Annotated in this window: 28 protein-coding genes and 2 pseudogenes; 19 read left to right on the top strand and 11 right to left on the bottom strand. The window is 54.6% G+C overall.

Annotated elements, in window-relative coordinates; genetic code table 11:
- Positions 1-219: 219 nt before the first annotated feature.
- Entirely contained in the window at positions 220-342 is a 123-nt protein-coding gene (locus tag H8695_RS11700; protein WP_430413288.1) for an IS3 family transposase, read from the bottom strand.
- Here H8695_RS11700 and H8695_RS04390 point away from each other — a divergent pair.
- From H8695_RS04390 to H8695_RS04365, 6 genes and pseudogenes are all read left to right on the top strand, one after another.
- The gene (locus tag H8695_RS04390) at positions 315-527 is read left to right on the top strand and encodes a hypothetical protein (protein WP_249299669.1); all 213 of its coding nucleotides are present in this window, start codon (positions 315-317) and stop codon (positions 525-527) included. The genes H8695_RS11700 and H8695_RS04390 overlap by 28 nt on opposite strands.
- Positions 506-1,498, top strand: a pseudogene (locus H8695_RS04385) (MSCRAMM family protein); the annotation flags it as partial. The gene H8695_RS04390 and the pseudogene H8695_RS04385, both read left to right, overlap by 22 nt.
- 76 nt (positions 1,499-1,574) lie before the next feature.
- Positions 1,575-2,210 (top strand): hypothetical protein, encoded by a 636-nt coding sequence (locus tag H8695_RS04380; RefSeq protein WP_249299668.1) that lies wholly within the window; start codon positions 1,575-1,577, stop codon positions 2,208-2,210.
- Between the two features lie 19 nt (positions 2,211-2,229).
- The gene (locus tag H8695_RS04375; RefSeq protein WP_249299667.1) at positions 2,230-2,565 is read left to right on the top strand and encodes a DUF3852 family protein; all 336 of its coding nucleotides are present in this window, start codon (positions 2,230-2,232) and stop codon (positions 2,563-2,565) included.
- Positions 2,566-2,575: 10 nt separating this feature from the next.
- Positions 2,576-3,025: a recombinase family protein gene (locus H8695_RS04370; RefSeq protein WP_249299666.1), complete on the top strand. Its 450-nt coding sequence runs from the start codon at positions 2,576-2,578 to the stop codon at positions 3,023-3,025.
- A 353-nt stretch (positions 3,026-3,378) separates the two neighbouring features.
- Positions 3,379-4,255: pseudogene (locus H8695_RS04365) on the top strand (BRO-N domain-containing protein).
- A gap of 361 nt (positions 4,256-4,616) precedes the next feature.
- Here the strand turns inward: H8695_RS04365 and H8695_RS04360 are convergent.
- The 4 genes from H8695_RS04360 to H8695_RS04345 are packed head-to-tail and all read right to left on the bottom strand — an operon-like array spanning position 4,617 to position 6,277.
- On the bottom strand, positions 4,617-5,150 hold the full coding sequence (locus H8695_RS04360) for a methylated-DNA--[protein]-cysteine S-methyltransferase (protein WP_249299665.1): 534 nt from the start codon (positions 5,148-5,150) through the stop codon (positions 4,617-4,619).
- Positions 5,151-5,152: 2 nt separating this feature from the next.
- Positions 5,153-5,506 carry an antibiotic biosynthesis monooxygenase family protein gene (locus H8695_RS04355; RefSeq protein ID WP_249299664.1) on the bottom strand — a complete coding sequence of 118 codons (354 nt, stop codon included), beginning with the start codon at positions 5,504-5,506 and terminating at the stop codon, positions 5,153-5,155.
- 6 nt (positions 5,507-5,512) lie between these two features.
- Positions 5,513-5,731, bottom strand: coding sequence for an Ada metal-binding domain-containing protein (locus tag H8695_RS04350; RefSeq protein ID WP_249299663.1), 219 nt, complete (start codon positions 5,729-5,731; stop codon positions 5,513-5,515).
- A 9-nt stretch (positions 5,732-5,740) separates the two neighbouring features.
- On the bottom strand, positions 5,741-6,277 hold the full coding sequence (locus H8695_RS04345) for a DNA-3-methyladenine glycosylase family protein (protein WP_346726796.1): 537 nt from the start codon (positions 6,275-6,277) through the stop codon (positions 5,741-5,743).
- A gap of 220 nt (positions 6,278-6,497) precedes the next feature.
- Between H8695_RS04345 and H8695_RS04340 the strand changes: the two genes are divergently transcribed.
- The 3 genes from H8695_RS04340 to H8695_RS04330 all read left to right on the top strand — a co-directional run bounded on the left by H8695_RS04340 (position 6,498) and on the right by H8695_RS04330 (position 9,065).
- Positions 6,498-7,367 carry a helix-turn-helix domain-containing protein gene (locus H8695_RS04340; RefSeq protein WP_249299662.1) on the top strand — a complete coding sequence of 290 codons (870 nt, stop codon included), beginning with the start codon at positions 6,498-6,500 and terminating at the stop codon, positions 7,365-7,367.
- 130 nt (positions 7,368-7,497) lie between these two features.
- Positions 7,498-8,694: a M20 metallopeptidase family protein gene (locus H8695_RS04335; RefSeq protein WP_249299661.1), complete on the top strand. Its 1,197-nt coding sequence runs from the start codon at positions 7,498-7,500 to the stop codon at positions 8,692-8,694.
- A 104-nt stretch (positions 8,695-8,798) separates the two neighbouring features.
- On the top strand, positions 8,799-9,065 hold the full coding sequence (locus tag H8695_RS04330; RefSeq protein ID WP_249299660.1) for a helix-turn-helix domain-containing protein: 267 nt from the start codon (positions 8,799-8,801) through the stop codon (positions 9,063-9,065).
- Positions 9,066-9,126: 61 nt separating this feature from the next.
- On the opposite strand, the gene H8695_RS04325 is transcribed toward H8695_RS04330, so the two are convergent.
- From H8695_RS04325 to H8695_RS04305, 5 genes are all read right to left on the bottom strand, one after another.
- On the bottom strand, positions 9,127-9,522 hold the full coding sequence (locus tag H8695_RS04325) for a hypothetical protein (RefSeq protein WP_249299659.1): 396 nt from the start codon (positions 9,520-9,522) through the stop codon (positions 9,127-9,129).
- Between the two features lie 84 nt (positions 9,523-9,606).
- Positions 9,607-10,578 carry an ATP-dependent DNA ligase gene (locus tag H8695_RS04320; protein ID WP_249299658.1) on the bottom strand — a complete coding sequence of 324 codons (972 nt, stop codon included), beginning with the start codon at positions 10,576-10,578 and terminating at the stop codon, positions 9,607-9,609.
- Positions 10,578-11,378 (bottom strand): non-homologous end joining protein Ku, encoded by an 801-nt coding sequence (gene ku, locus H8695_RS04315; protein WP_249299657.1) that lies wholly within the window; start codon positions 11,376-11,378, stop codon positions 10,578-10,580. The genes H8695_RS04320 and ku overlap by 1 nt, the downstream gene beginning before the upstream one ends.
- A 156-nt stretch (positions 11,379-11,534) precedes the next feature.
- On the bottom strand, positions 11,535-12,260 hold the full coding sequence (locus H8695_RS04310; RefSeq protein ID WP_249299656.1) for a LytR/AlgR family response regulator transcription factor: 726 nt from the start codon (positions 12,258-12,260) through the stop codon (positions 11,535-11,537).
- A gap of 188 nt (positions 12,261-12,448) precedes the next feature.
- Positions 12,449-13,801: an MATE family efflux transporter gene (locus H8695_RS04305; RefSeq protein WP_249299655.1), complete on the bottom strand. Its 1,353-nt coding sequence runs from the start codon at positions 13,799-13,801 to the stop codon at positions 12,449-12,451.
- Between the two features lie 245 nt (positions 13,802-14,046).
- On the opposite strand from H8695_RS04305, the gene H8695_RS04300 reads away from it, so the two are divergent.
- The 5 genes from H8695_RS04300 to H8695_RS04280 all read left to right on the top strand — a co-directional run bounded on the left by H8695_RS04300 (position 14,047) and on the right by H8695_RS04280 (position 18,031).
- Entirely contained in the window at positions 14,047-15,036 is a 990-nt protein-coding gene (locus H8695_RS04300; protein ID WP_249299654.1) for a biotin--[acetyl-CoA-carboxylase] ligase, read from the top strand.
- Positions 15,033-15,596: a biotin transporter BioY gene (locus tag H8695_RS04295; protein ID WP_249299653.1), complete on the top strand. Its 564-nt coding sequence runs from the start codon at positions 15,033-15,035 to the stop codon at positions 15,594-15,596. The genes H8695_RS04300 and H8695_RS04295 overlap by 4 nt, the downstream gene beginning before the upstream one ends.
- A gap of 93 nt (positions 15,597-15,689) precedes the next feature.
- The gene (locus H8695_RS04290; RefSeq protein ID WP_249299652.1) at positions 15,690-16,463 is read left to right on the top strand and encodes a VTT domain-containing protein; all 774 of its coding nucleotides are present in this window, start codon (positions 15,690-15,692) and stop codon (positions 16,461-16,463) included.
- A gap of 119 nt (positions 16,464-16,582) precedes the next feature.
- Positions 16,583-17,089, top strand: coding sequence for a DUF4358 domain-containing protein (locus H8695_RS04285; protein ID WP_249299651.1), 507 nt, complete (start codon positions 16,583-16,585; stop codon positions 17,087-17,089).
- 114 nt (positions 17,090-17,203) lie between these two features.
- A complete protein-coding gene (locus tag H8695_RS04280) occupies positions 17,204-18,031 on the top strand; it encodes a YhjD/YihY/BrkB family envelope integrity protein (RefSeq protein WP_249299650.1) in 828 nt (275 codons plus the stop codon).
- A gap of 37 nt (positions 18,032-18,068) precedes the next feature.
- Here the strand turns inward: H8695_RS04280 and H8695_RS04275 are convergent, their stop codons facing one another.
- Positions 18,069-18,449: an iron dependent repressor, metal binding and dimerization domain protein gene (locus H8695_RS04275; RefSeq protein ID WP_249299649.1), complete on the bottom strand. Its 381-nt coding sequence runs from the start codon at positions 18,447-18,449 to the stop codon at positions 18,069-18,071.
- Positions 18,450-18,625: 176 nt separating this feature from the next.
- On the opposite strand from H8695_RS04275, the gene H8695_RS04270 reads away from it, so the two are divergent.
- The 5 genes from H8695_RS04270 to H8695_RS04250 all read left to right on the top strand — a co-directional run bounded on the left by H8695_RS04270 (position 18,626) and on the right by H8695_RS04250 (position 22,383).
- Entirely contained in the window at positions 18,626-18,841 is a 216-nt protein-coding gene (locus tag H8695_RS04270; protein WP_249299648.1) for a FeoA family protein, read from the top strand.
- 89 nt (positions 18,842-18,930) lie between these two features.
- Positions 18,931-19,152 (top strand): FeoA family protein, encoded by a 222-nt coding sequence (locus H8695_RS04265; protein ID WP_249299647.1) that lies wholly within the window; start codon positions 18,931-18,933, stop codon positions 19,150-19,152.
- Positions 19,153-19,213: 61 nt separating this feature from the next.
- Positions 19,214-21,397 (top strand): ferrous iron transport protein B, encoded by a 2,184-nt coding sequence (gene feoB / locus H8695_RS04260; protein WP_249299646.1) that lies wholly within the window; start codon positions 19,214-19,216, stop codon positions 21,395-21,397.
- A 15-nt stretch (positions 21,398-21,412) separates the two neighbouring features.
- On the top strand, positions 21,413-21,565 hold the full coding sequence (locus H8695_RS04255) for a FeoB-associated Cys-rich membrane protein (RefSeq protein ID WP_249299645.1): 153 nt from the start codon (positions 21,413-21,415) through the stop codon (positions 21,563-21,565).
- A gap of 95 nt (positions 21,566-21,660) precedes the next feature.
- Complete coding sequence (locus H8695_RS04250; RefSeq protein ID WP_249299644.1) at positions 21,661-22,383, top strand: enhanced serine sensitivity protein SseB C-terminal domain-containing protein; 723 nt, start codon at positions 21,661-21,663, stop codon at positions 22,381-22,383.
- Positions 22,384-22,412 lie beyond the last annotated feature (29 nt).

Here is a 22,412-nt window from a genome sequence, read left to right as displayed (position 1 = left end):
GCCCCTGTCCCCCCCTGACTATTTATTGTTTATTTTTTGATATTGACTGAGATTCGAACTGGATAAGCATTGGATAAAAACATGAATATTTGATCTTATGCACCACAGCAGATGGCTCCTATTTTAAACGAAGTCGTTCTGTGCAGTAAAAAAGACAGGCGGCATCCCCCATTGCCGCTGAATCTGTCAAGCAAAAGTAGACAATAAAAAGAGATACTATCAGAAGCCCAGTTCGGTTTTATACTGAACTGGGCTTTTGTAGCCTAAGGCGGCGGCTGGACGATGGTTATTGAAGAAATCGACATATCCTTCTGTTGGAAAACAAGATTGGCAAAAAGCTATTCAATGCGCTGAAAGCCGCTTTCGACGAGGCCGGGCTCATTTACCGCGGCGGCACTATTGTCGATGTCAGTCTCATTGCAGCACCCAGCTCCACAAAGAACGAGAAGAAGGAACGCAATCCCAAAATGCACCAGGTCAAAAAAGGCAACCAGTGGTATTTCGGTATGTCCATATTGACGACCTGACTGAAAGTGGACGCTACTATCTGCGGGAACTCGAGAATGAGGGCTACATTCCCGACACGCAGCTCAAGACCGTGTATGTGAAGGCCGGTGAAACCACGGAAATCACCTGGAAGAATACCCCCATCACCGGCCAGATTCAGCTCACCAAGACTTCCGCGGACTATAACTCCATGAATGGCTGGGCTGCCGGCACCCCCATTCCCAACACGGTTTTTGAGGTCTACAACGCCCGGAGCGGCAGACTGGTGGATACGATCAAAACGGATAGGAATGGCATTGCGGTTTCCAAGCCCCTTCCCTTGGCGCGGTATAAAATTGTAGAGTCCAAAGCCGCAGACTTTTACGCCCTGGATAAGACGCCTATCGAGGTGGAAATCGAGTTTGCCGGCCAGATCGTGAAAGCGGCCATGACCAACAAGAGCCTCTATACCAATGTGAGCATCAAGAAAACCGGCTATGTGGAGGTTATGCCTGGACAAAGTATCCGCTACGATCTCAGCGGCATCGCCAACAACTCCACCACGGCCCTGACCTCCTTCTTCTGGCGGGATACCCTGCCCACCCAGGCGGTCCGGCTGGACAAGCTGGTCACCGGCACCTGGAACACCCCCGGAAACTACAAGGTGGTCTACCGGACCAACCTCAGCGGTGAGAACTGGCGCACCCTGGCGGATAATCTGAGTACCCAGCAGAACTATGTGCTTGACGCCTCTCCCGCAGCGCTGGGCCTTGCCGCCAACGAGTATGTCACCGAGTTTATGACCTCCTTCGGCGTGGTGCCCAGCGGCTTCCGGCAGGTGGAGGCCCCCAAAGTCTACTGCAATGTGGTGTCCTGGCTTGCAGGCGGTACCAAATTCACCAATACGGCGGATGCGGGCGGCGTCTATAACGGCCAGTGGATCATGGCGGTTTCCCGATGGGTGACCACCATCTACAAGCCCTCTCAGCCGCTGCCCCGCACCGGCTATTAAGCAGCAATACAGTAATATCACACCGCAGGGCCGCTCCATTTGGAGCGGCCCTGCCTGCTTTGTTAGGAGATCATCTATGACCAGAGAAGAAAAAGAGTGCTTTCAGTATGGGCAGACCGCGGCGGCGAACCACCTGCAGTTTGCTCCGTGCTATGATTCCCGGATGAAGTGCATGGTCGGCGAGAGCCGCACACCGCATGGTCAGGAGCGCAGCAGCCGAAATATGACGGCATGGAGCGCCGGATACCTAAAGCAGTACCTGTCTGATGGGAGCCTGCTGGATGAGGCCCACTTCCGCTCCGCAGCTATCACATTTTTCCCGCAGATAGAGGGCAAAGCGATAGATATGTGGGTGGAGTTTGCGCGGGAGCGTGTAGAGGCGGAGCAGTATGTGGACTTCATCGAGGAACCCGCCGCCACAGCCGTCTCCCGTTGGTATGACACCTTAATGGCAGGGCTTGTCCGGGCAAAGGAAAACCACGGGAAGGAAATTGCCGGAAAGCTGTACAGGCTGGCCGAGGAAGGGCTCTGCCTCTACCCCTACGAAATGGAGGAGGCTGCGGAGCAGATCAAACAGGGCGCTGATGTCGGGACACTCGGCCAGCTGATGCGCGACGGATATCTGGACAGCCCTCCGCCATTTTTTCCCAAGCTGGAAGAAACACTGGAACACGGGTTTCAGGAACATGGAATGACCTTAAAAATGCTGTAAAAATGGAGGAACTATAACTGTGAAACGCAAAAAGTATATTCGCATTCTGCTGGTGATCTGTCTCGCTGCAATGCTTCTGTGCGTACCCGCTCTGGCCGCAGGCGGCGATGTGGCGGGCGCGGTGGAGCAGACATGGACCGACGCCGCGGGACAGATCAAGACGGTGGTGGACAGCGTGGTATTTCCCGCACTGAGCATGATCCTCGCCATCGCTTTCTTCGTCAAACTGGCGATGTGCTATTTCGATTACCGGAAGCACGGACAGTTTGAATGGACCGGCCCCGCAATCCTGTTTGTCTGCCTCATCTTTGTCCTGCTGGCCCCCAACTACATCTGGAACATCGTAGGGATCTAAGGTGGCTGGCATGACATTTTATGAGCAGGAACTGCGGAAAATCGTGGAACCGGTCTACCCTGATGCCGCCTATGCGGGTCGAGCCTGCTATGTACGGCTGGACGAGATGAATCGGGCGAAGCTCCAATTCATTACTGGCCAGATGTCCAACCAGTATGACCGCATTTTGGTGACGATCCTTAACCGAAATGAGGGGACTGTGGATAAGCTCAGTCTTCTCTTCTCGGATCTTCTGGGCATAAAGCAGACTGATAATCCCAACTTCCGGTCGGGTGTCAGCCCCCACATCTGGGATGATTATAATCACTTTTCTTATATGCAGAAAGCCCTGCGAGCTGCCGCTCCGGCCATCCGCCATTTGGAGCACACCCCGATCATAAGCAAGGAAACCTGGGAAGCCGCTCAGGAAAAGAAGGAACATGCTCCAGAGCAGCATGGCCACGGAATGAAGTTTAAATAAGCGTGTGGTGGGAGTGCATTTGAATTCAGCATAACGTGCGGACATGTTTGGATGCCAGACAGATGAGCCGGTCAAGGTTTAGAAGGGTGAGGAAATGGCTGCAGGTAAAACATTTAAGGAAAGCATTCATGCCAAAGGCACTGAAATCGCTGTTATCTCGAGCGGCTCTATGGGGGCAATTGAGCAGTACGGAATCTAAACCCGTCAAATTCGACGGGTTTAGAAAACAGGCGGATGCAGCGCATTTGCGCTGCGCAACCGGAACACTGTGGAGTTGTGGGCATCTGGGGACCAATCCACAACTCCTATCTCCGTGATATAAGCAAAAATAAGATGTCGGTGGAGGTGCCGCCATGAATCAAAATGATAAAGTTCAGCTTTTTGAAAATAAACGTATTCGCACCGCATGGGATGTGGAAAAGGAAGAATGGTACTTTTCCGTTGTCGATGTGGTAGCGGTATTGACCGACCAGCCAGATTATCAGGCCGCTCGAAATTATTGGAAGGTCACAAAAAAACGTTTGGCCGATGAAGGGTTTGAACCGGTTACATCGTGTAACCAGTTGAAAATGACTGCCGCTGACGGAAAAAAACGATTGACCGATGTCGCAGATACCGAGCAGCTTCTGCGCATCATCCAATCCATTCCTTCTCCCAAAGCCGAGCCCTTCAAGCGTTGGCTGGCTCAGGTGGGCCGGGAGCGGATTGAGGAGACTATTGATCCGGAATTGACCATTGATCGCGCCTTGGAAACCTACTTGCGCAAGGGCTATACTCGTGAGTGGATCAACCAGCGTTTGCAAGCTATTCAGGTTCGCAAAGAACTCACCGATGAATGGGACAACCGTGGTGTGAAAAAAGGCGCTGAATACGCTATTCTGACCGACGAAATCTCCCGTGCGTGGTCCGGAATGAGTACCCGTCAATATAAGCCGACTGAAAGGCTTGAAAAAAGAAAACCTCCGTGATAATATGACCACGCTGGAGCTGGTGCTGAATATGCTGGCCGAAGCTACCACGACAGAAATTTCGAGACAGAAGGCACCTGAATCTTTCCAAGATAATATCGAAGTAGCCCGCGCCGGAGGTAAGGTCGCGGGTGATGCACGCAAAGCAGTAGAAGCGCAAACCGGCGTGCCCGTTATAACTGAGAAAAATGCCGCACAGCTCAATCAGGTTGTCATTCAAATGATCGAGGGAATTGGGGATTCAACGGATGAAAAATCCTAAACCCATTGTGGCACAAGGCTTTTGATAAAAAAGCCTATTTGTCGCATGCGGGCACGTCGTCGCGGACGTCATATCGTTCGCGACGACGTTTTCTTTTTCAAGTCAAACGTCATCTCTCACTCGTTTTGTCGCTCCTCCTTTCCAAATCACGACCTATGCGGGAGTCGTGATTTGGTGAGAGAACGGTCTTTCAAAATAGCCTATTTACCGCATTGAGACAGCAAAAAAGCCTGTAAACACAAGTGTTTACAGGCTTTTTTGCTGTGTAGTTTCTTGAAATAATAATTTCAATGTGAGCGCTTTTAATGATTTTGTATGGTTTGTCTAACCAGGGAAACCAGGGCTTTGTTTGTCATGCTGTTCATGGCGCTGTGGAGTACTTGGGGACAAAGTATTCCTCCTTGAAAGCTCCCTCCAGTTTTAGCAGTGCGATCTTTTTGCTGATCCCACCGGCATACCCCGTCAAACTGCCGTTAGAACCAATTACCCGATGGCAGGGGACGATGATAGAAATCTCATTTTTGCCAACAGCGCCGCCTACTGCCTGAGCGGACATTCTGGGTAATCCTCGCTTCTGTGCCAGCTCTTGGGCGATGTCACCATAGGTACGGGTCCTGCCGTAGGGTATGGCAGCTAAAATAGCCCAAACCTCGTTTTGAAAGGCTGAGCCAGTGAAGTGCAAGGGTGGAGTGAAATCTGGAGACCTGCCAGAAAAATAGACATTCAGCCATTCCCTGGCCTGTTGGAACACAGGCAGATCTTTTTCTTCATGCTCCTTGTCCAGATAGAGTGCATAGTATTTCTGACCCTCAAACCACAGTCCGGTGAGAGCCTCGCCATCAGCGGCCAAAGTGATGGCTCCAAGCGGAGATTGATACGTAGCTGTGTACTGCATACTCACACCCCCAAAAAACGGTTGGAGTCCGCCGGAGCGTCCTGCCGCTGGGTCATGGTATAACACCGCACAGGGGTGACAACAGTAATAGTATAGTCGGCAAAATTCTCCATGCGTCCGTGCTTCTGACACGTCCGATGAGCCATTAGATTGCGCCACTGCGCCACGCTGTCCTCGTCTTCCCACACGGATATACTCAGCAGCTTATCCTCCGCTGCCAAAGAGGAAAACCGCTCGGAGCGAATGAAGCCCTTCGCATGGGACAGCGCATCTTTCAGCCCTGCCGCCATCTCCAGGTAGTCTTCCATTTTACCGTCCTTGACGGTCACTTCAAACAGAACGATCACAATTTCCATTTTTCGTTACCTCCACATTTCTTTCATACAGCGTTTACAAGGGCGATATCCATCTGCCAGTGCTGCCTCTAACGTGTCATAAAAGACCATGTTCTTTTCCAAAGGGACTTTGGAAGAACAACCCGGATGGCAGACAATTTTTGTGCTTTTTACGGCGAGATAAAATTTACCAACACAGCGTTTATCCCGCCTTTGGCAGGCCATTACCATTTCCTCTCTTGTCATAGGTACCTCTTATTTCTTCGCAGCCGGATCGCTCAGCTCTGGGATAGCTCCTCCGGCCACAGCCCAAAAGTAAAGGCTGGCTGTGCTGCAATAGGGACTGAACCTCCTGCGGTAACGTTCAAACCGCTCCCTGGGCAGATCCTTGTGGCGGTACACCATCCGTACGCCCCGCTGAATGGCCAAATCGCCGTAACTGAAGATGTTCGGCCGTTGAAGACAGAAAAGCAAAATCATCTCTGCCGTCCAAACACCGATGCCTTTCAGAGAGGCCAGGGAAGCGATGGCTTTATTGTCCGGTATTGCATTCAGCGCCTCAATATCAAACTCGCCAGAGCGCACTTTTTGGGCAAAGTCCAGAATATAGTCCACCTTTTTCCATGTGGTGCCAAATGACTGTAATCGTTCCCGACCACACGTCAAGAGGATATCTGGCGTGACAGTGTTCAGTTCGTTTTCTAGCTTTGCCCAAATAGTCTGTTGGGCTTTGGTTGAGATCTGCTGGCCCAGAATGTGGTGGACAACAGAGGAAAACAAATCGTCATCCACTCTACGCTGAATAGAGCCGATCCGCTCGATGACAGCGGCCAGTCGCTTATCTCGGCTTTTCAGATATTTTATCTCGGCCTCGCCATATTGAAAAAATGCTATATTCCTAACCTCCCTTGATCTTATACACTCTAATATTTATAATAATATCATGATTTTTCTCTTTATTTCTATCGTTATATCTGCAAAAATTATCATTATATCGCAAAGGTGTGGTAAAATGACGAGCGATTACCTCAATTCGGTCAATTTGAACGGCGACAGTGACTTTCCCTATTTGTGCATGACGATCGAAAAGGGAAAAAGTATTCCAAAATCACCGGGCTTTCAAACCATGCACTGGCATGAGGACTTTCAATTTATTTATGTGCTGACCGGAGAGGTATATCTGCACACCTTGGACCAGACCAAAATAGTTCCATCCGAATATGGTGTATTTCTCAACAAAAGTGTTGTTCACCTTATCTCGGCTTCACCGGATTGTCGCTATAAGAGCTTTTTGTTTCCGGAACGACTGGTATCTTTTTATCCCGGTTGTCCGGCGTCAAAGTATGTGAAACAAATAGCAGACTGCACACAGATCACTTGTATCCGATTTGAACCGGTAATTCCCTGGCAAAAAAATATTTTGGAGATTTTGAAACAATTGTCCAATATCACCCCAATTTCCTGTACTTGTTATGAGTATGAAGTTTTGACCCTGCTGGCCGCACTGTGGCTGGAACTGGCAAAGAATATTTCGGTTTCTGTCGTACCAACTCATGACCTCACTGTAAACCGAATGCAGATCTTTTTACGCTATATTCAGGAGAACTATGCCCAGGACTTCACACTGGACGATCTTGCTGGAAGTGCCGGAGTGAGCAAGTCAGAGTGCCTGCGATGTTTCAAACTGTCCATTCAAGACACACCCTGGCACTACTTGCTGGAATATCGCTTGCAAAAAGCCGCTGACCTCCTGAGGGGCACGTCTCTTTCAATTGGTGAAATATCACAGGCCGTGGGCTTTCAGTCTCAAAGTCATTTCGGAAAGCTTTTCAAGGAGAAGACGGGGTGTTCGCCAAGAGATTTTCGAGTCAAGAACAAATAAAACAGGCCTCAATTTGAAATATATTTTTTGGCAAAACGAATCTCGAGTTATGTGAGCAAACAACATGGTAAAAGACAGGGTACTGTGTTAAACTATCTTCGAGCAACTTTACGGTATGGGAGGAAACGATATGTCCGATTATGAGAGAGCGCTCGCGCTGCTGCCGGAGCTGAGCGAGCTGCGCCGCGAGCTTCACCGAAACCCGGAAGTCGGCCTCAAGCTGCCCCGTACGACCGCCCTTGTCATGCAGCGGCTGCGCTCGCTCGGGTATGAGCCCCAAGAGATCTGTGAGAGCGGGATTGTCGCGACAGTGGGCAGCGGTGCGCCGGTCATTTTGCTGCGCGCAGATATGGACGCGCTGCCGATCTGCGAGCAGACCGGTCTGCCGTTTGCGTCTGAAAACGGTGCGATGCACGCCTGCGGTCACGATTTGCACACCACCATGCTGCTCGGCGCGGCAAAGCTTCTCAAAGAGCGCGAGACTCAGCTCTGCGGTACGGTCAAGTTGATGTTTCAGCCGGGTGAGGAGATCTTCAAGGGAGCCGGGGCCATGCTGCGCGCCGGCGTGCTGGAAGACCCGCATGTCGACGCGGCGTTCGGGCTCCACGTCGGGGCGGACGGACCTGTCGGCATGGTCTGCTACAACGATGAGACGGCGCTGATGGCGTCGTGCGACGGTTTTCGCATCACCATTTCCGGCCGCGCCTCCCACGGGTCGACGCCGCAGATGGGAATCGACCCGATCAACGTCGGCGCGCATTTGCATCTGGCTCTGCAGTCGCTCATCGCGCGTGAGGTCGGCCCGGACGGCCGCTGTGTGCTCACGGTGGGGCAGTTCCATGCGGGCTCTGCTGCGAACATTCTGCCCGACAGTGCGGTTCTCGAGGGAACCATCCGCACGGTGGATGAGGCCGCGCGCGGGCATCTCGTGCGGCGTATGCGCGAAGTGGCGCAGGGCTGCGCTGCGCTCTTCGGCGCCGAGGCGGAAGTGGAGATGCTCTCCGAGGTGCCTCCCCTGATCTGCGAAAAAGGCCTGACGGCGGATATACTTCGCTTCATTGGCGAATTGCCTGTCCCCGGCGTCACTCTGGCAGGCGGGGAGAGAACGTCGGGCTCCGAGGATTTCGCGCTCGTGACAGATGAGGTTCCAGGCTGCTATCTCTTTTTGCCGGCGGGGCAGGCGGATGAGAGTGGAAAGCGGTATCCGAGCCACAACTCCCATGTGCGCTTTGATGAGAATGTGCTGCCTTTCGGCGCGGCAATTCTGGCCCACTGCGCCCGGCGGTGGCTTGAGGATCACGGAAAAACGACCGCTGCAAACCGCTGAATTTCAAGAAAAATGCGCCTAAAAACAACGTTAAGCTAATGTGACGTAAAATCGTGGAAATACTATGCTAAAGTCAAGAAAAAACGTTACTTTAGTGTGGGCGTATGAAGAAGATCGAATTCAATGAAAACAAAAATATCATTTCCAAGAGGCTGCGATACTTTCGAAAAGAGCTTGGTCTGACCCAGACAGAGCTTGCGGCGCGTATGCAGACCTATGACATCAACATCGACCAGCAGATGATCAGCCGTATCGAAAACAACCGCAGAATTGTCACGGATTATGAGCTGGCCTGCCTGTGTCAGGTGCTCAGAATCAATGAGAATGACATGCTCAGAGATTTTCATCTGCAGTTTCCAAATGAGCCGTAAAAAAAGAGGCCCCGATTGGGCCTCTTTTTTCGCGCTCTTTGAAAGGCGCGCCGTGTAAGCTCTATGCTTTTTTGATGAACTCTCTGTGGCAGCTGGGACAGGTGATGGCGATTTTGCCGACTCCCTTTGGCACGCGTACGCGGCAGCGGCAGCTGGGGCAGCGGTAGAAGCGATGCGTCCGGCGCTGGCGAAAGCGCTCGGCGAAGCCCTTAAACCATCCGGTGATCCGGTTTCGCAGCCGGTAGTAAGCCATATTCTCCTGGTAGCGGCGCGCGAGGTTCCGGCTGAACATCCGGTAGAGAGAGTAGACGAGTAGGGCCAGGGCGATGACGTAGAGCGTAACGCTGCCGGTAAACAGATTGATGACAAGACATATCAGCGCCGCGATGCTGAGAAATTGGTTGAACCCATCAGGCCCGCAGCGACCTGCCATAAACTGGAGCAGACGGTTTCTCATGAAAATCTGATTCCCCTTTGATTTGAATTACTCTCATTATACGCCTGTGAGCGAGGGGATTTGTCACCAAACTGTAAACAATTGTCATTCAACTTTTTCAGGGACGAGACAGTCGTGCGGCGCCTTGTCGTCGCGAAGCCCGGCGAAATTTGGGTGGCGCAGCCCCCCTGAGCCGGTCTCATGGAGGTAGCGGACCTTGCACACAAGTGTGGGCTCGAGCCAGATAGCCCGCTCATTGCCCGAGCCGCGCGGCACCGGGACACAGGGCGCTTTATCCGTGCGCGGCGCGGACTCAATGCGCCGGAAGTCAGGGCCGGATACGCCGAGCGTCACATGGCCGCGGTACCGAAGCGTGCCGCCATTGTCGTATTGACCGAGGACGAGGCTTGTGACATTTTGCTCCTTGCGGATGAAGCCGCAGACGACAAAGTCGTCGTCTTGCAGATTTTTGATTTTCACCCAGTCGCGCGTTCGTTTGCCCGGCGTGTAGAGACTGCCGCGCCGCTTTGCGATGATCCCCTCGAGCCCCCGCTCACAGGCGAGAGCGAAGAGCGAGCGGCCACCCTGGGAAAAGCGCCGCGAGAGGGCGAGCCGCTGCGACTCGTACACCGTCTGAGCCAGAGTGTCACAGCGCTCCTCCAGAGGTTTGGCGGTGAATTCCCGCCCGTCGAGCCAGAGCAGATCAAAGGCGACCAGACTCGCCGGCTGGCGCTGCGCCGCAAGCTCGATTTTAAAGCGGTTCGATAGCAGGGACCGTCGCTGTACCTGTGCGAAGTCGGGACTTCCATCGGCAGCCGGTACGATGAGCTCTCCGTCGAGAACACAGCGTTTGTCCACCTGCCGGTGAAGCGATGCAAGTTCAGGGAAACGGTCGAGAAGAGAGAGCGAACGTTTGTTGATCAGAGCTGTACCCGCCCCTGGATCCAGATAGGCCAGACACCGCTCGCCATCCAGCTTGAGCTCATAGGTGTACTGCGGGTCATCGAAAGGGCCTGAGTCAGCGCCAATGAGCATCGGCTGATAGGCGCGCGAGAGAAAGGGATCGCCGCCTGGCATCAGCTCGCGCCCTTTTTGCGGGGCGCCCGCTGTGGCTTTTTACCCTGCTGTTCGATGGAGGCCTTGAGAGCCTGCATCAGATCGACAACATTGCCGGGGGCCTCGGCAGCGGGTGTCACCACCTCGCGACCGGCGATCTTGTCCTCAATCAACTTGCGAAGCCGCGCCTGATACTCGTCGTGATAAGCGGCGGGTTCAAAAGGGCGGTCCATGGAGGAGATCAGCGTCTTTGCCATGGCGAGTTCCTGCTCAGCGGGCTCCGGAAGATTGACCTCGCGGGGCAGACTCCTGATCTCGTCGGCAAAAAACAGCGTCTCAATGAGAAGCCCCGAGTCGGTGGGCAAAATGCACAGAAGCGTCTCCTTGGTGCCCAGTACGGTCTTGCCGATGGCGACTTTCTGCTCGTCGAGCATGGCGCGCCAGAGCAGAGAAAAGGCGCGTTCGCCGCCGGCCTCAGGCAGTACATGGTAAGTCTTGTCGTAGTAGATGGGACGAATGGAGGCAAGATCGGTGAAGTGGAGAATCTGAATGGAGCGGTCGCGCTCGGTTTTGATCTTTTCAAAGTCCTCATCGGTGATGACGACATACTGGTCTTTGTCATACTCAAAGCCCTTGACGATGTCGGCGTTGGAGGTCACCTCAGCGCCGCATCCGGCGCAGACTTTCTTGTACCGTACGCGCGACAGATCGGATTTGCAAAGCTGATTGAAACGAATGTCGTTGTCCTGCGTGGCGGTGTGAAGCGCCACGGGGATGTGGACCAAACCAAAGCTGATGGCACCCTTGTGGGAAATTGGCATGTGATCACCCCGTAAAAATTGATGGTACTAGTATGGCAGATTCCTCAAAAATCATGTGGCAGCGCATAAAAGCCGCTGCCACAGAAGAGAGTTTTCAATGGGGTAATCGCAAAGGGGGCAGGCGTTTTGGCCTGCCCCCTTTCCAGAGAGATTCAATCAAGGTTTTTTTGACTTGAGCTTTTCAAAGGTATAGTCGGCATAGCGCTGACGGACCTCGGCGCGCTGGCGGCGCAGAATGGGAATGCGGATTCCATCGGTCATGAGAAAGTCGGTCTCATCCATCAGGGCGACCTCATCAAGATTGACAATGCAGTTGCGGTAACAACAGAGAAACTGCGGTTCCCCGAGCAGCAGGGGAGCAAATTCCGAAAAGGGCATATACGTTCGCACCATGCGCTGCCTGGTGTGGATCTGGACGTAGTGGTTGTAGTAGTCGACATAGAGAATGTCGTGAAGCAGAATACGGGTCTGAGTGCGCCCCTCTTTGACTTCAATGTAGCGGTATTTCTGATGAGTGGCCGCGCTTACAAGATCCATCGTCTCCTCAAGACATGGGTAGTCGTACGGCTTGACCAGATAGTCAAAGGCCCTGACACGATAACTTCGGACAGCGTGGTGGTCGCTTGTGGTGACAAAAATGATCAGACAGCTCTCATCGACCTCACGGATTCTCTCGGCGACATGGATGCCATCCACACCGTTCATATAGATGTCAAGAAAGATCACATCAAACAAAGCGCTTTCGAATTGCTCCAAAAACGCCTCTCCCGACTCATATGGACTGCAGTGCACCTGCATGTGATGCGCCGAACAGTAGTGACGGATGTAGTCCTCCAGTAACTGGCGATCTGCAGAGGAATCATCGATGATTGCGATGTTCAAACCCTTTTCCAACTCTCAAGCATTATTTATTAAAGCGATAACTATTTTAATAATATCATGCCGGAAAAGGCTTTCATTTATTAATAACGGTAAAAAAAGGATGATTTTCGTAGAAACGAGGAGAGAAAAAGGCCCGCCGGGCGGCGTCCCGGCGGGTCGGTGAGTGAATGGGAATTTGCAATACTATGTCATACTGCGGCAGTAACCACAGTAGAGCGGGCAAAATTTTTGTGAATGGAGGCATACATGGGCAGTGTGACCGCAAGAGCTGCAAGCTCGGCAAAGGTCACCACAAGCCAGACTCCTGTCACACCGAAAAGCGCGGGAAGCACCCACAGCCCAAACAGGACAAAAACCACGCCGCGAAGCAGTGAGACACAGGTGGACAGCGCCGCGCGCTCCACCGATTGAAAGTAGTACATGAGCATGGTGTTTGCCCCCGTGAACAGGAAAGAGACCGCATAGATGCGCAGTGCGTGGGCGCTCAGTGAGATGAGTGCGGCGTCACCGTGGGAAAAGGGAAGCACAACAATATGTGAAAACAGAAGAAACAGTGCGTAGACTGCCGTTGAGAAGATGAGTGCTGTGCGCACCGACAGCCCGGCGGCCCGTTCGGCCCGCTCAAAACGCCTCGCGCCATAGTTGACGGAGATGACGGGCTGCGCCGCCTGGGCGATGCCGTTGAAGATGCCCTTGGCGACATAGGCAATGTTGGTGACCACCGCATAGGCAGCGACATAGAGCTGGCCGCCGAGAGCGAGCAGCGCCTTGTTGAACAGCACAATCACAATGCCGGCGGAGAGCTCCAGCAGCGCGGCGGAAAAGCCGTTTTTCACGATGCGCGCAAGCAGCCGCAGCTGCGCGAAGCAGCGGGTGAAAACCACGTGATTGCGGCGGGTGAGAAAGTGAAGTGACAGAATTGCCAGACTCACAAACGGGCACAGTGCCGTAGCGAGTGCCGCACCGAAGACACCCATGCCCATCGGCACGACGAAGAGATAGTCGAGCACCACATTGAGAACATTTCCCGAGACAGTGGCTATCATGACAAGGCGCGGATTTCCATCGCCCCGCACGAGCACCTGGAGCGTCGCCGAGAGAATGTAGCCAAAGCACGACGCCTGAATGGGCAGCAGATAGGCCCGCACATAGGGCAAAAGCACCGCGTCCGCCCCGAGCAGGCGGGCGAGGGGCGTCAGAAAGACCGACCCGATCACTGCCGCGCCGACACCAAAGACCAGGTTGACGACAACGGTGAGTGTAAAAGCGCGGTTCGCTCCACTGGAATCGTCACGGCCGACACAGACTGCAATGGTGGTCGCGCCGCCCACGCCAAGCATCAGACCGATGGCGGAATAGATGGTGAAGACCGGCATGGCAATGTTGAGTGCCGCAAGTCCCGTTCCCCCCTCAGCAAAGGAGATAAACAGCACGTCGGCCAGACAGTACAGCGAGTGCGTCACCATGCCGAGCACGGTCGGCAGGAGGAAGCGAAGATAGAGCTTTGAAATTTTGCCTGTGAGAAGAAGTTCCTTGTCCACCGCGATACTCTCCGTCTGTTTTTCAAATGTGGGTAGCCGGATTCAAACCACTACTATCATAGCCGCAGACGGTACTTTTGACAATGGCTCTTATTGATGAATTTGTCAAATTCTGATGGTGTAATTTGTAAAAGTTACACAGACAACTTTGATAAAAATTCCTGATTGTCAACTAAATTTTAAAAATGAGTTGACAACTGGATTCTTTGACGATACACTGGCAGCTGAGAGACAGGAGGATTCAGATGCTCAAAGATGAAGTGTATCATCTGCTGCGCCAGCGGCGCGGCGAAACAATTTCGGGGAGCGATCTTGCGAGGGCGCTCGGCGTGTCACGCACCGCGGTGTGGAAAGCAGCGCATCAGCTGATCGACGAGGGCGCGCCCGTCGAACCGCTGCAATCGGGAGGCTACCGCATACCGCCGCAGCTCGATCTGCTCGATGAGATGGAGCTGCGCGAGGAACTTTGCGGCTCACGGCTCGGAGAGAAGATTCTGCTCTTTGATCGGCTTGACTCGACCAACAACTACGCAAAGTCTGTCGCGGCGGACGCCGCCGATGGAACGCTCGTTGTCGCGCGGCAGCAGACCGCGGGCCGCGGCCGCATGGAGCGGCGCTTTCACTCGCCCGAGGGCGGCGGGGTCTATTTCACCATTGTGCTGAGGCCACATTTTGCTCTCGATGCACTCAACTTTGTCACGCTGCTGTCGGCCATGGCAGTGCGGGACGCAGTGGAGAAGCTCTGCGGCTTTCGGCCGTCGATCAAGTGGCCCAATGACGTTCTGGTTGACGGAGAGAAACTCTGTGGCATTTTGACCGAAAGTGCGCTGGAGGCGGAGAGCGGGCGCATTCAGTATGTCCTTGCGGGAATCGGCATCAACATCCGCCTCGGCGACGAGCTCCCCGAGGAGCTGCGCGGCGTCGCGACAGCGCTCGACCGGCACTGCGCGGCACCGCCCTCGCGTGCGGCGCTCATTGCGGGCGTGGTACGGGAATTTGACAGACTCTATGACGAGGGGCGCTTCATACACCGACGCGGCTCGCTGCTCGAGGACTACCGGCGCGACCTGTGCTGGGTGAACGAGCGCATTACGATTCTGCGCGGTGGGGAGGCGTACGCCGCTGTGCTGCGCGGGTTGGACGACGAGGGCCACCTGGTTGTTGAACTGCCGGGCGGGGGGCTTGAGACTCTCTACGCGGGGGAAATTAAAATAAGACGGGAGACACAGATATGACAAACACAAAAAACAACGTGCGTTCCATCGTGCTGTGTGCGCTGTTTGCGGCGCTCTCGGCTGTAGGGGCCTTTATCAAAATTCCGCTGCCGGTCATTCCCATGACGCTGCAGTTCTTCTTCGTGGCGCTGTCGGGCATCCTGCTCGGTCCCAGACGCGGGCTGTTGTCACAGCTCTGTTATCTGCTCGTCGGACTTGCGGGCTTCCCGGTTTTTACAAAGGGCGGCGGCGTCTCCTATGTATTTGAGATGAGTTTTGGGTATCTCATCGGCTTTGTGTTCGCGGCGTTTGTGATCGGCACCGTCTACCGTAAGCTCGAGAGCAGAGGCTTTGTGGGCATGCTGGTCGCCTGCCTGTGCGGCATGCTGACCAATCACTTTTTCGGCTGTCTTCACATGTATCTGCTCTCGAATTTCTATCTTCACAGTGCCATGAGCTTCTGGCGGGTCATTCAAATCGGCTCCATCACCTTTCTTCCAAGTGATTCTGTAGCCTGCCTGCTGACGGCGCTGATTGCGTCCAAAGTGGTGCCGCTGCTCAAGAGGGCGGGGCTCGTCTAAACGTACGGCACAGCAGCTCGCACATCTGCATCTTGTAACTGGCGCTCAAATGGGGTACAATAGACCATCACCAAGGCGACAGGGGGTGCCGATGTGGAGCGCAAGCATGAGCGCAGACTGCTGAAAAAAGAGAATATTCTGCCGCTGACACTCATTGTCTCGCTTCTCGGCCTTGTTGCCGTCATGTGTGTGGACCTTGTGCCGGTGCTGATCAACGTGGTGCAGCACGTCAACGACGAGGCGGAGCTCACCTCCTATATGCAGGCCTACGGCGGCAAGGGGATTCCAATCATCGTGGCGCTTCAGGCGCTGCAGGTCATCACGACGGTTTTCCCGGCCGTGGCAGTTCAGGTGCTCGCGGGCCTGTCATACGGCATTGTGCTCGGCACCATTCTCTGCTGCATCGGATACTTGGTGGGAAATGCCATTGTCTTCATCATCATCCGCCAGTTTCACAAGGCGTTTGCCCCTTTCTTAAAGAGGGAGCGGGCCGTTGAGGAGCGAACGGAAAAAAAGAGAAAGTGGAATCTGGCCTTTCTCAGCGAGACGAAGAACATCGAGCGGGTCACGTTCCTGCTCTTTCTGATTCCGGGGCTGCCAAATGGCTTTCTGCCCTATATCTTCGCGCGGACAAAGGTGCCGCTGTTCAACTATCTGCGCTCGATTGCGCTCGCGTCAATACCGGCGATTGCAGTGTGTACGCTCGCCGGGCAGCGCTTTTCGAGGGGTGATTCCAAGACGGGTCTGATCGTGCTGGGGGTGATTCTGGCTCTGGCGGTGGTTGTGTTTTTTTCCCGCGACCGGGTGATGAAATTTGTCGAGCGTGAGAGCAAAACCGAACCGAAACGCCGCGAGAGCGGCAAGTAGCGCTGCGAGCGAAGAACGCAGCGCTCTTTTCTGTATATTTCCCACCCGTGTGGGAACAATTTCACACAGAGTGCGTCCAATACCCTGTGTCAAAAACCCACACGGAAAAGGAGTACAGAATGAACAAAGTCAGAAAAATTACCGGGCTTGCCCTCGCGTTTGTCCTGATTGTGGCGGCCTTTGCCGGCTGTTCGTCGAAACCCAAGGAGTCCGAGTACAAAAGCGACGTATCCATGAGCGCTCTCGCCGAGGAGATCATGGGTCAGATTACGTTTGCCATGACCATGCCCATTGACATGACCGACGCCGATGCGTCGGCCTATATCACCGAATCGACCGGCCTGACGGGCGACATGGTGAGCGATTCCGCCATCCATGTCAACATGATGATTACGGCCGACAACCTGTGGCTCGCCGAGGCGAAAGATATGGACGGTGTCGAGGCGGTCAAGGCGGCCTTTGAAAAGCAGCTGGAGACAGTCACAAAGTCGTTTGAGCAGTATCTGCCGGAGCCGCTGGAGATGGCGAAGAACGGCAAGGTGGTCACAAGGGGCCGCTATGTCATGCTCATCATCTCAGAGGACAACGACAAGGCGATCGAGCTCTTTGAGAGCCACATCAAATAAGAGGCAAAGCAGACCCCCTCCGCCGCGGCGGAGGGGGTTTTCAACATTTCGGCGAAATTGTCTGGTGATAAATGAATTGGCATATGATATGATAAAAGAGAAAGGGGGATATGTGTGAGAGAATTTCGTGACAAAATCAGGCGCGTTGTGGCGCTCTACTTTGAGCGCAAGGCCTCGCGCTCAGCCGCCGAGTGCTCCTATTTCATCACGCTTTCCTTTTTTCCCTTTCTGATCTGTTTGAACTGGCTGCTCGGTCTGCATGACCTCGGTACGGGCGTGATCGAGAAGCTGGTCACCGACGTGGTGCCGGACACGGCCATCGAGATCATCAACAACTATTTGAACTATCTGTCAGAGCTCGACTCAACGCTCATACTCATCATCGGCGTCACCTTTCTTGTCACGAGTGGCTCGCGCGCATTCCGTGCGGTTACCCACAGCATGGAGGACATCTACGGCGTGCGCCGCTCGGGTTTCTGGCAATTTGTCATGAGCCTGCTCGCGGCGGTCCTCGTGCCGGTCGGGGTCTATCTCTCCATGTTGATTCTCATTACGGGCGGCGGCTTCCTCGCGTTTGCGAGCAGCTTTGTACGCTTTGATTTGACCGGCATAATGAATTGGACCTGGCTTCGCTATGTGGTTCTTCTGGTGCTCATCATGGCAGCGCTCGGGGCCCTCTACCGCTATGCGGTACCGGGTATTCGGAAGTTTCGCTCCATTGTATGGGGGCTCGGCTTCGGCACGGTGGCGCTGGTTGCGGTGAGTTTTGTCTTCTCGCGGCTGATCGAGGCGAGCACACGCTACTCGCTTGTCTATGGGTCGCTGGCGTCTGTCATCATACTGATGACCTGGCTTTACACCTGTTCAAATATCATCATCATCGGGGGGATTGTCAACTTTGTCTTTGCAAAGCCGGCCATTCCGCCGATTGCGGCACAGTGAGAAAAGGGCACACGCCATGTGGCGTGTGCCCTCTGTTTTACGGAAGCTTGTCGCTGTTTTTCCTGGCATGCTCGAGCAGTTTTGAGAACGTCTCGTCGCTGAGGTCGTGCTCAATTTTGCAGGCGTCGGCCACAGCAACATCCTCGCTGACGCCCAGACGGACAAAGAATTCTGTCAACAGACGGTGGCGGTTGTAGATGTGTGAGGCGATCTGATTGCCTGCGTCGGTCAGCGAGATCAGTCCATCACTGTCCACCGTGATATAGCCGTTTTCACGCAGCTTTTTCATGGCGATGCTGACACTGGGTTTGGAGTACTGCAGCTCGTTGGCAATGTCGATGGAGCGCACCGCTCCCAGACGCGCCTTGAGCATGAGAATGGCCTCGAGATAGTCCTCAGCGGATTCCCGAATCTGCACACACAGTCCCCCTTTCGGCAAATTGTTACTATTGAGAATAGCACAATTTGAGTGTTTGCGCAAGTTTGCCAAAAAAGAGACAATCCCACTTGACAAGCGCAGTTAGTGGTGTTAAACTTCATTTGTCAAGAGGTTAGCAAATACTAACCAATGTCCAACCAATGAGGAGGAGGGTTATGATGCCTTTGACAATGGCAAAACCGGGCGAGACCGTGACCATACGAAAAATCACGGGCAGAGACGAAGTGCGCCAGCACCTGGCGGAGCTGGGCTTTGTGGTCGACGGGGTGGTGACGGTGGTCACCGAGATGGCGGGCAATCTGATCTTACAGGTGAAAGACAGCCGCATCGCCCTCGACAAAACCCTTGCAAACCGGGTGATGATCTCTTAGACGGCGGACTTTTGGCAGCTCTTTGCCGGGCTTTTGTCCGGCGGCAACAGCATGTGTATCACGCATTCATGAAAGTAGGAGGATGGCAGATGAAGACACTCAGAGATGTGAAAGTGGGCGAGACCGCCGTGGTGCGTCGGCTGCACGGTGAGGGCCCGGTGAAGCGCCGTATTATGGATATGGGCATCACCAAGGGCGTTTCGCTCCATGTGCGTAAGGTGGCCCCGCTTGGCGACCCGATGGAGCTCAATGTACGAGGCTATGAGCTCAGCGTGCGCAAGTCGGACGCCGAGATGATCGAAGTCGAATAGGCACTTTTTGCAGATTGGTTAGCTATGATTAACTAATAGAAGGACGAGGAGTGAAAACCGAATGAGCATTACCATAGCCCTTGCCGGCAATCCCAACAGCGGCAAGACCACAATGTTCAATGACCTGACGGGATCGAATCAGTATGTTGGCAACTGGCCCGGCGTCACGGTCGAGAAAAAAGAGGGCCGTCTCAAAGGACACAGAGACGTTGTCATTCAGGATCTGCCGGGCATCTACTCGCTGAGCCCCTACACCCTTGAAGAGGTTGTGGCGCGCGGCTTTCTGGTCAAGGAGCAGCCCGACGCCATCATCAACATTGTTGACGGCACCAACATCGAGCGAAACCTCTACCTGACCACGCAGCTGATTGAACTCGGCATCCCGGTCGTCATTGCGGTCAACATGATCGACATCGTACGCAAAAACGGAGACAAAATCGATCTTGCAAAGCTCGGTGAGGAGCTTGGATGCACCGTGATGGAGACGAGCGCCCTCAAGGGTGAGGGGAGCATGGCGGTCGCCGAGTGCGCCATAGAACTCGCGGCCAGAAAGCGCCTGGGCGAGCACCCGCATGTCTTCACCGGGAGCGTGGAGCACGCCATCGCCCACATCGAGGAGTCGATCGCGGGCCGTGTCGAGGCGCGCAGCCTGCGCTGGTATGCGATCAAACTCTTTGAGCGCGATGAGAAAGTCACCGCGGAGCTTGCACTCGACGGGGCTCTCAGCGAACATCTCGAAAGTCACATTCAGGACTGTGAACGTGAATTGGACGACGATGCCGAGAGCATCATCACCAACCAGCGCTACGCTTACATCAGCAAAGTGGTCGACCGCTGTGTGAAGAAAAAGGCAGCCAGACACAGTCTGACAATCTCCGATAAAATTGACCGTGTTGTCACCAACCGAATTCTGGCGCTGCCCATCTTCGCAGCGGTGATGTTCCTGGTCTACTACATCTCCATCGGCACAGTGGGTGATTTTCTCACTGGCTGGACCAATGACGTTCTCTTCGGCGAGATCATCCCCCCCGCTGTCACCGGCTTTCTCGAGGGGATCGGCTGCCAGGCGTGGCTGATCGGACTGATTGTCGACGGCATCATCGGCGGCGTCGGCGCCGTACTTGGCTTTGTGCCGCAGATGCTGGTTCTGTTTTTGCTGCTGTCCATTCTCGAGGACGTCGGCTACATGGCCCGTATCGCGTTCATCATGGACCGGATTTTCCGCAAGTTCGGCCTGTCGGGCAAGAGCTTCATTCCCATGCTCATCGGCTCGGGCTGCGGCGTGCCCGGCGTTATGGCGTCGCGCACCATTGAAAATGACCGCGACCGCAAGATGACCATCATGACCACCTGCTTCATTCCCTGCGGGGCAAAAATGCCCATCATCGGCCTGTTTGCCGGCGCCATTTTTGGCGGCAGCGGCCTTGTGGCAACCAGTGCCTATTTCATTGGCGTCGCCGCCATCATCATCAGCGGCATCATGCTCAAAAAGACAAAGGCCTTTGCCGGTGAACCGGCTCCCTTTGTCATGGAGCTGCCGGCCTACCATGTGCCGAGTGTGAGCAATGTTCTGCGCGCCACCTGGGAGCGCGGCTGGAGCTTCATCAAACGTGCGGGCACCATCATTCTGCTCTCGTCTGTCATACTGTGGTTCCTGCAGGGCTTCGGCTTTGAGGGCGGCCGCCTTGTGATAGTCGAAGACAACAACACCAGTATCCTTGCGGCAATCGGCAGCGCCGTCGCGTTCCTGTTCGCCCCGCTCGGCTTCGGCAACTGGAAAGCAGCCGTTGCCACGTTCACCGGTCTGATTGCCAAGGAGAACGTCGTGTCCACTTTCGGTGTACTCTATCACTTTGCCGGCGAGCTCTCGGAAAACGGCGAGGAGATCTGGAGTCTGATTGCTGCCGACTGGACGGCGCTGACCGCGTACAGCTTTATGATCTTCAATCTGCTGTGCGCGCCCTGCTTCGCGGCCATGGGTGCGATCAAGCGCGAAATGAACAACACCAAGTGGACGTTGGCTGCCATCGGTTACATGTGTGCTTTTGCCTATGGAGCATCGCTCGTGATCTATCAGCTCGGCGGCCTGATTGCCGGCACGGTACCCTTTGGAGTCGGCACAGTCGCAGCGCTTGCCGTGGTGATCGGTGTGCTCTACCTGCTGCTGCGGCCCAACAAATACAATGCAGATTACAAAAAGGGCGCGGCCCTCAGCGTCAAGCTTGACAACAAAGTCCGCGCCTGATCAGGAGGTGCTGCAATGAATCCCCCAACCATCATCGTCGGGTTGCTGGTACTTGCGGTGGTCGCTGCAATTGTCATCGGCCAGATAAGAAAAAAACGCCGGGGCGGCGGCTGTGGCTGCGGCTGCTCCGGATGCCCAAGCGCCGGAATCTGCCACCCCAAAAAGTAGTTTCGGCAAAAAAAGAAGCGCCATCTGGCGCTTCTTTTTCTTTTGTATGCTATAATACAATCGTGTGAATAGGATAATAGAGAGGAGGCGAGGCTGTGAACGAAGTGGCCCAAACAGTGGAAAACAGGGAATTGGTTCAACAGATTGCAGCCATGGGTGAATCCCACGGCCGCGCGCTCGAAGATCTGTTTGTAGAAAATCTCAAAACGGCGAGACTTCTGTGCCCCATAGAACTTGCGAATGGGCGGCGGGGGACCGACGGCGTCATGCAGTGGGACGAGCGCGCGTCCATACAGTTGGCGGGACTTCAAAACGCCGAGGGCGACGTCTATCTGCCCGCGTTCACCGACTGGGAAAGCCTGTCGGCGCGAGGTGAGAAAATGGGACGCAGAGCCCTGATTCTCGGCTTTGACGACCTCCGGTATCTCTGCGGGAGAAACGGCTGCGAGGGAGTGGTTTTAAACCCCTACGGCGACAGCCTTTCCCTGCGGCGAAGCCTGATGGAAGAACTCGCGCAGCGGGAGCTTCTCTACCGCGCCCCCGATGCCCGCGCCGCAAAGCTGATGGAGCAGATGCGCGCCCTCTTCGAGAGCGCCGCGCTGACAAAACGGGCCTACCTGCTTCTGGTACGCCGGCCGGACGGTGCAGACGACTATCTGATTGTGCTGGAGCGCCCGTCGAGCCCCTCGGCCATCGGCGCTCTGCTGCGCACGGTCAGACCCCACCTGAACGGCAGGCGTGTGCGCCTTGCCGCTCTGGAGTCGGATTTTGGCTGGCGGATCACCCGCGGCATTGAGCCCGTCTACCGGCGTGACTGAGACTACAGAGAACACGGGTCACTGGCCCG

This window comes from Feifania hominis (assembly GCF_014384765.1).
In the GTDB taxonomy this organism is placed as follows: domain Bacteria; phylum Bacillota; class Clostridia; order Oscillospirales; family Feifaniaceae; genus Feifania; species Feifania hominis.
The sequence above is the reverse complement of the archived record's forward strand: the minus strand, read 5'-3'. Positions and strand labels throughout refer to the sequence as shown.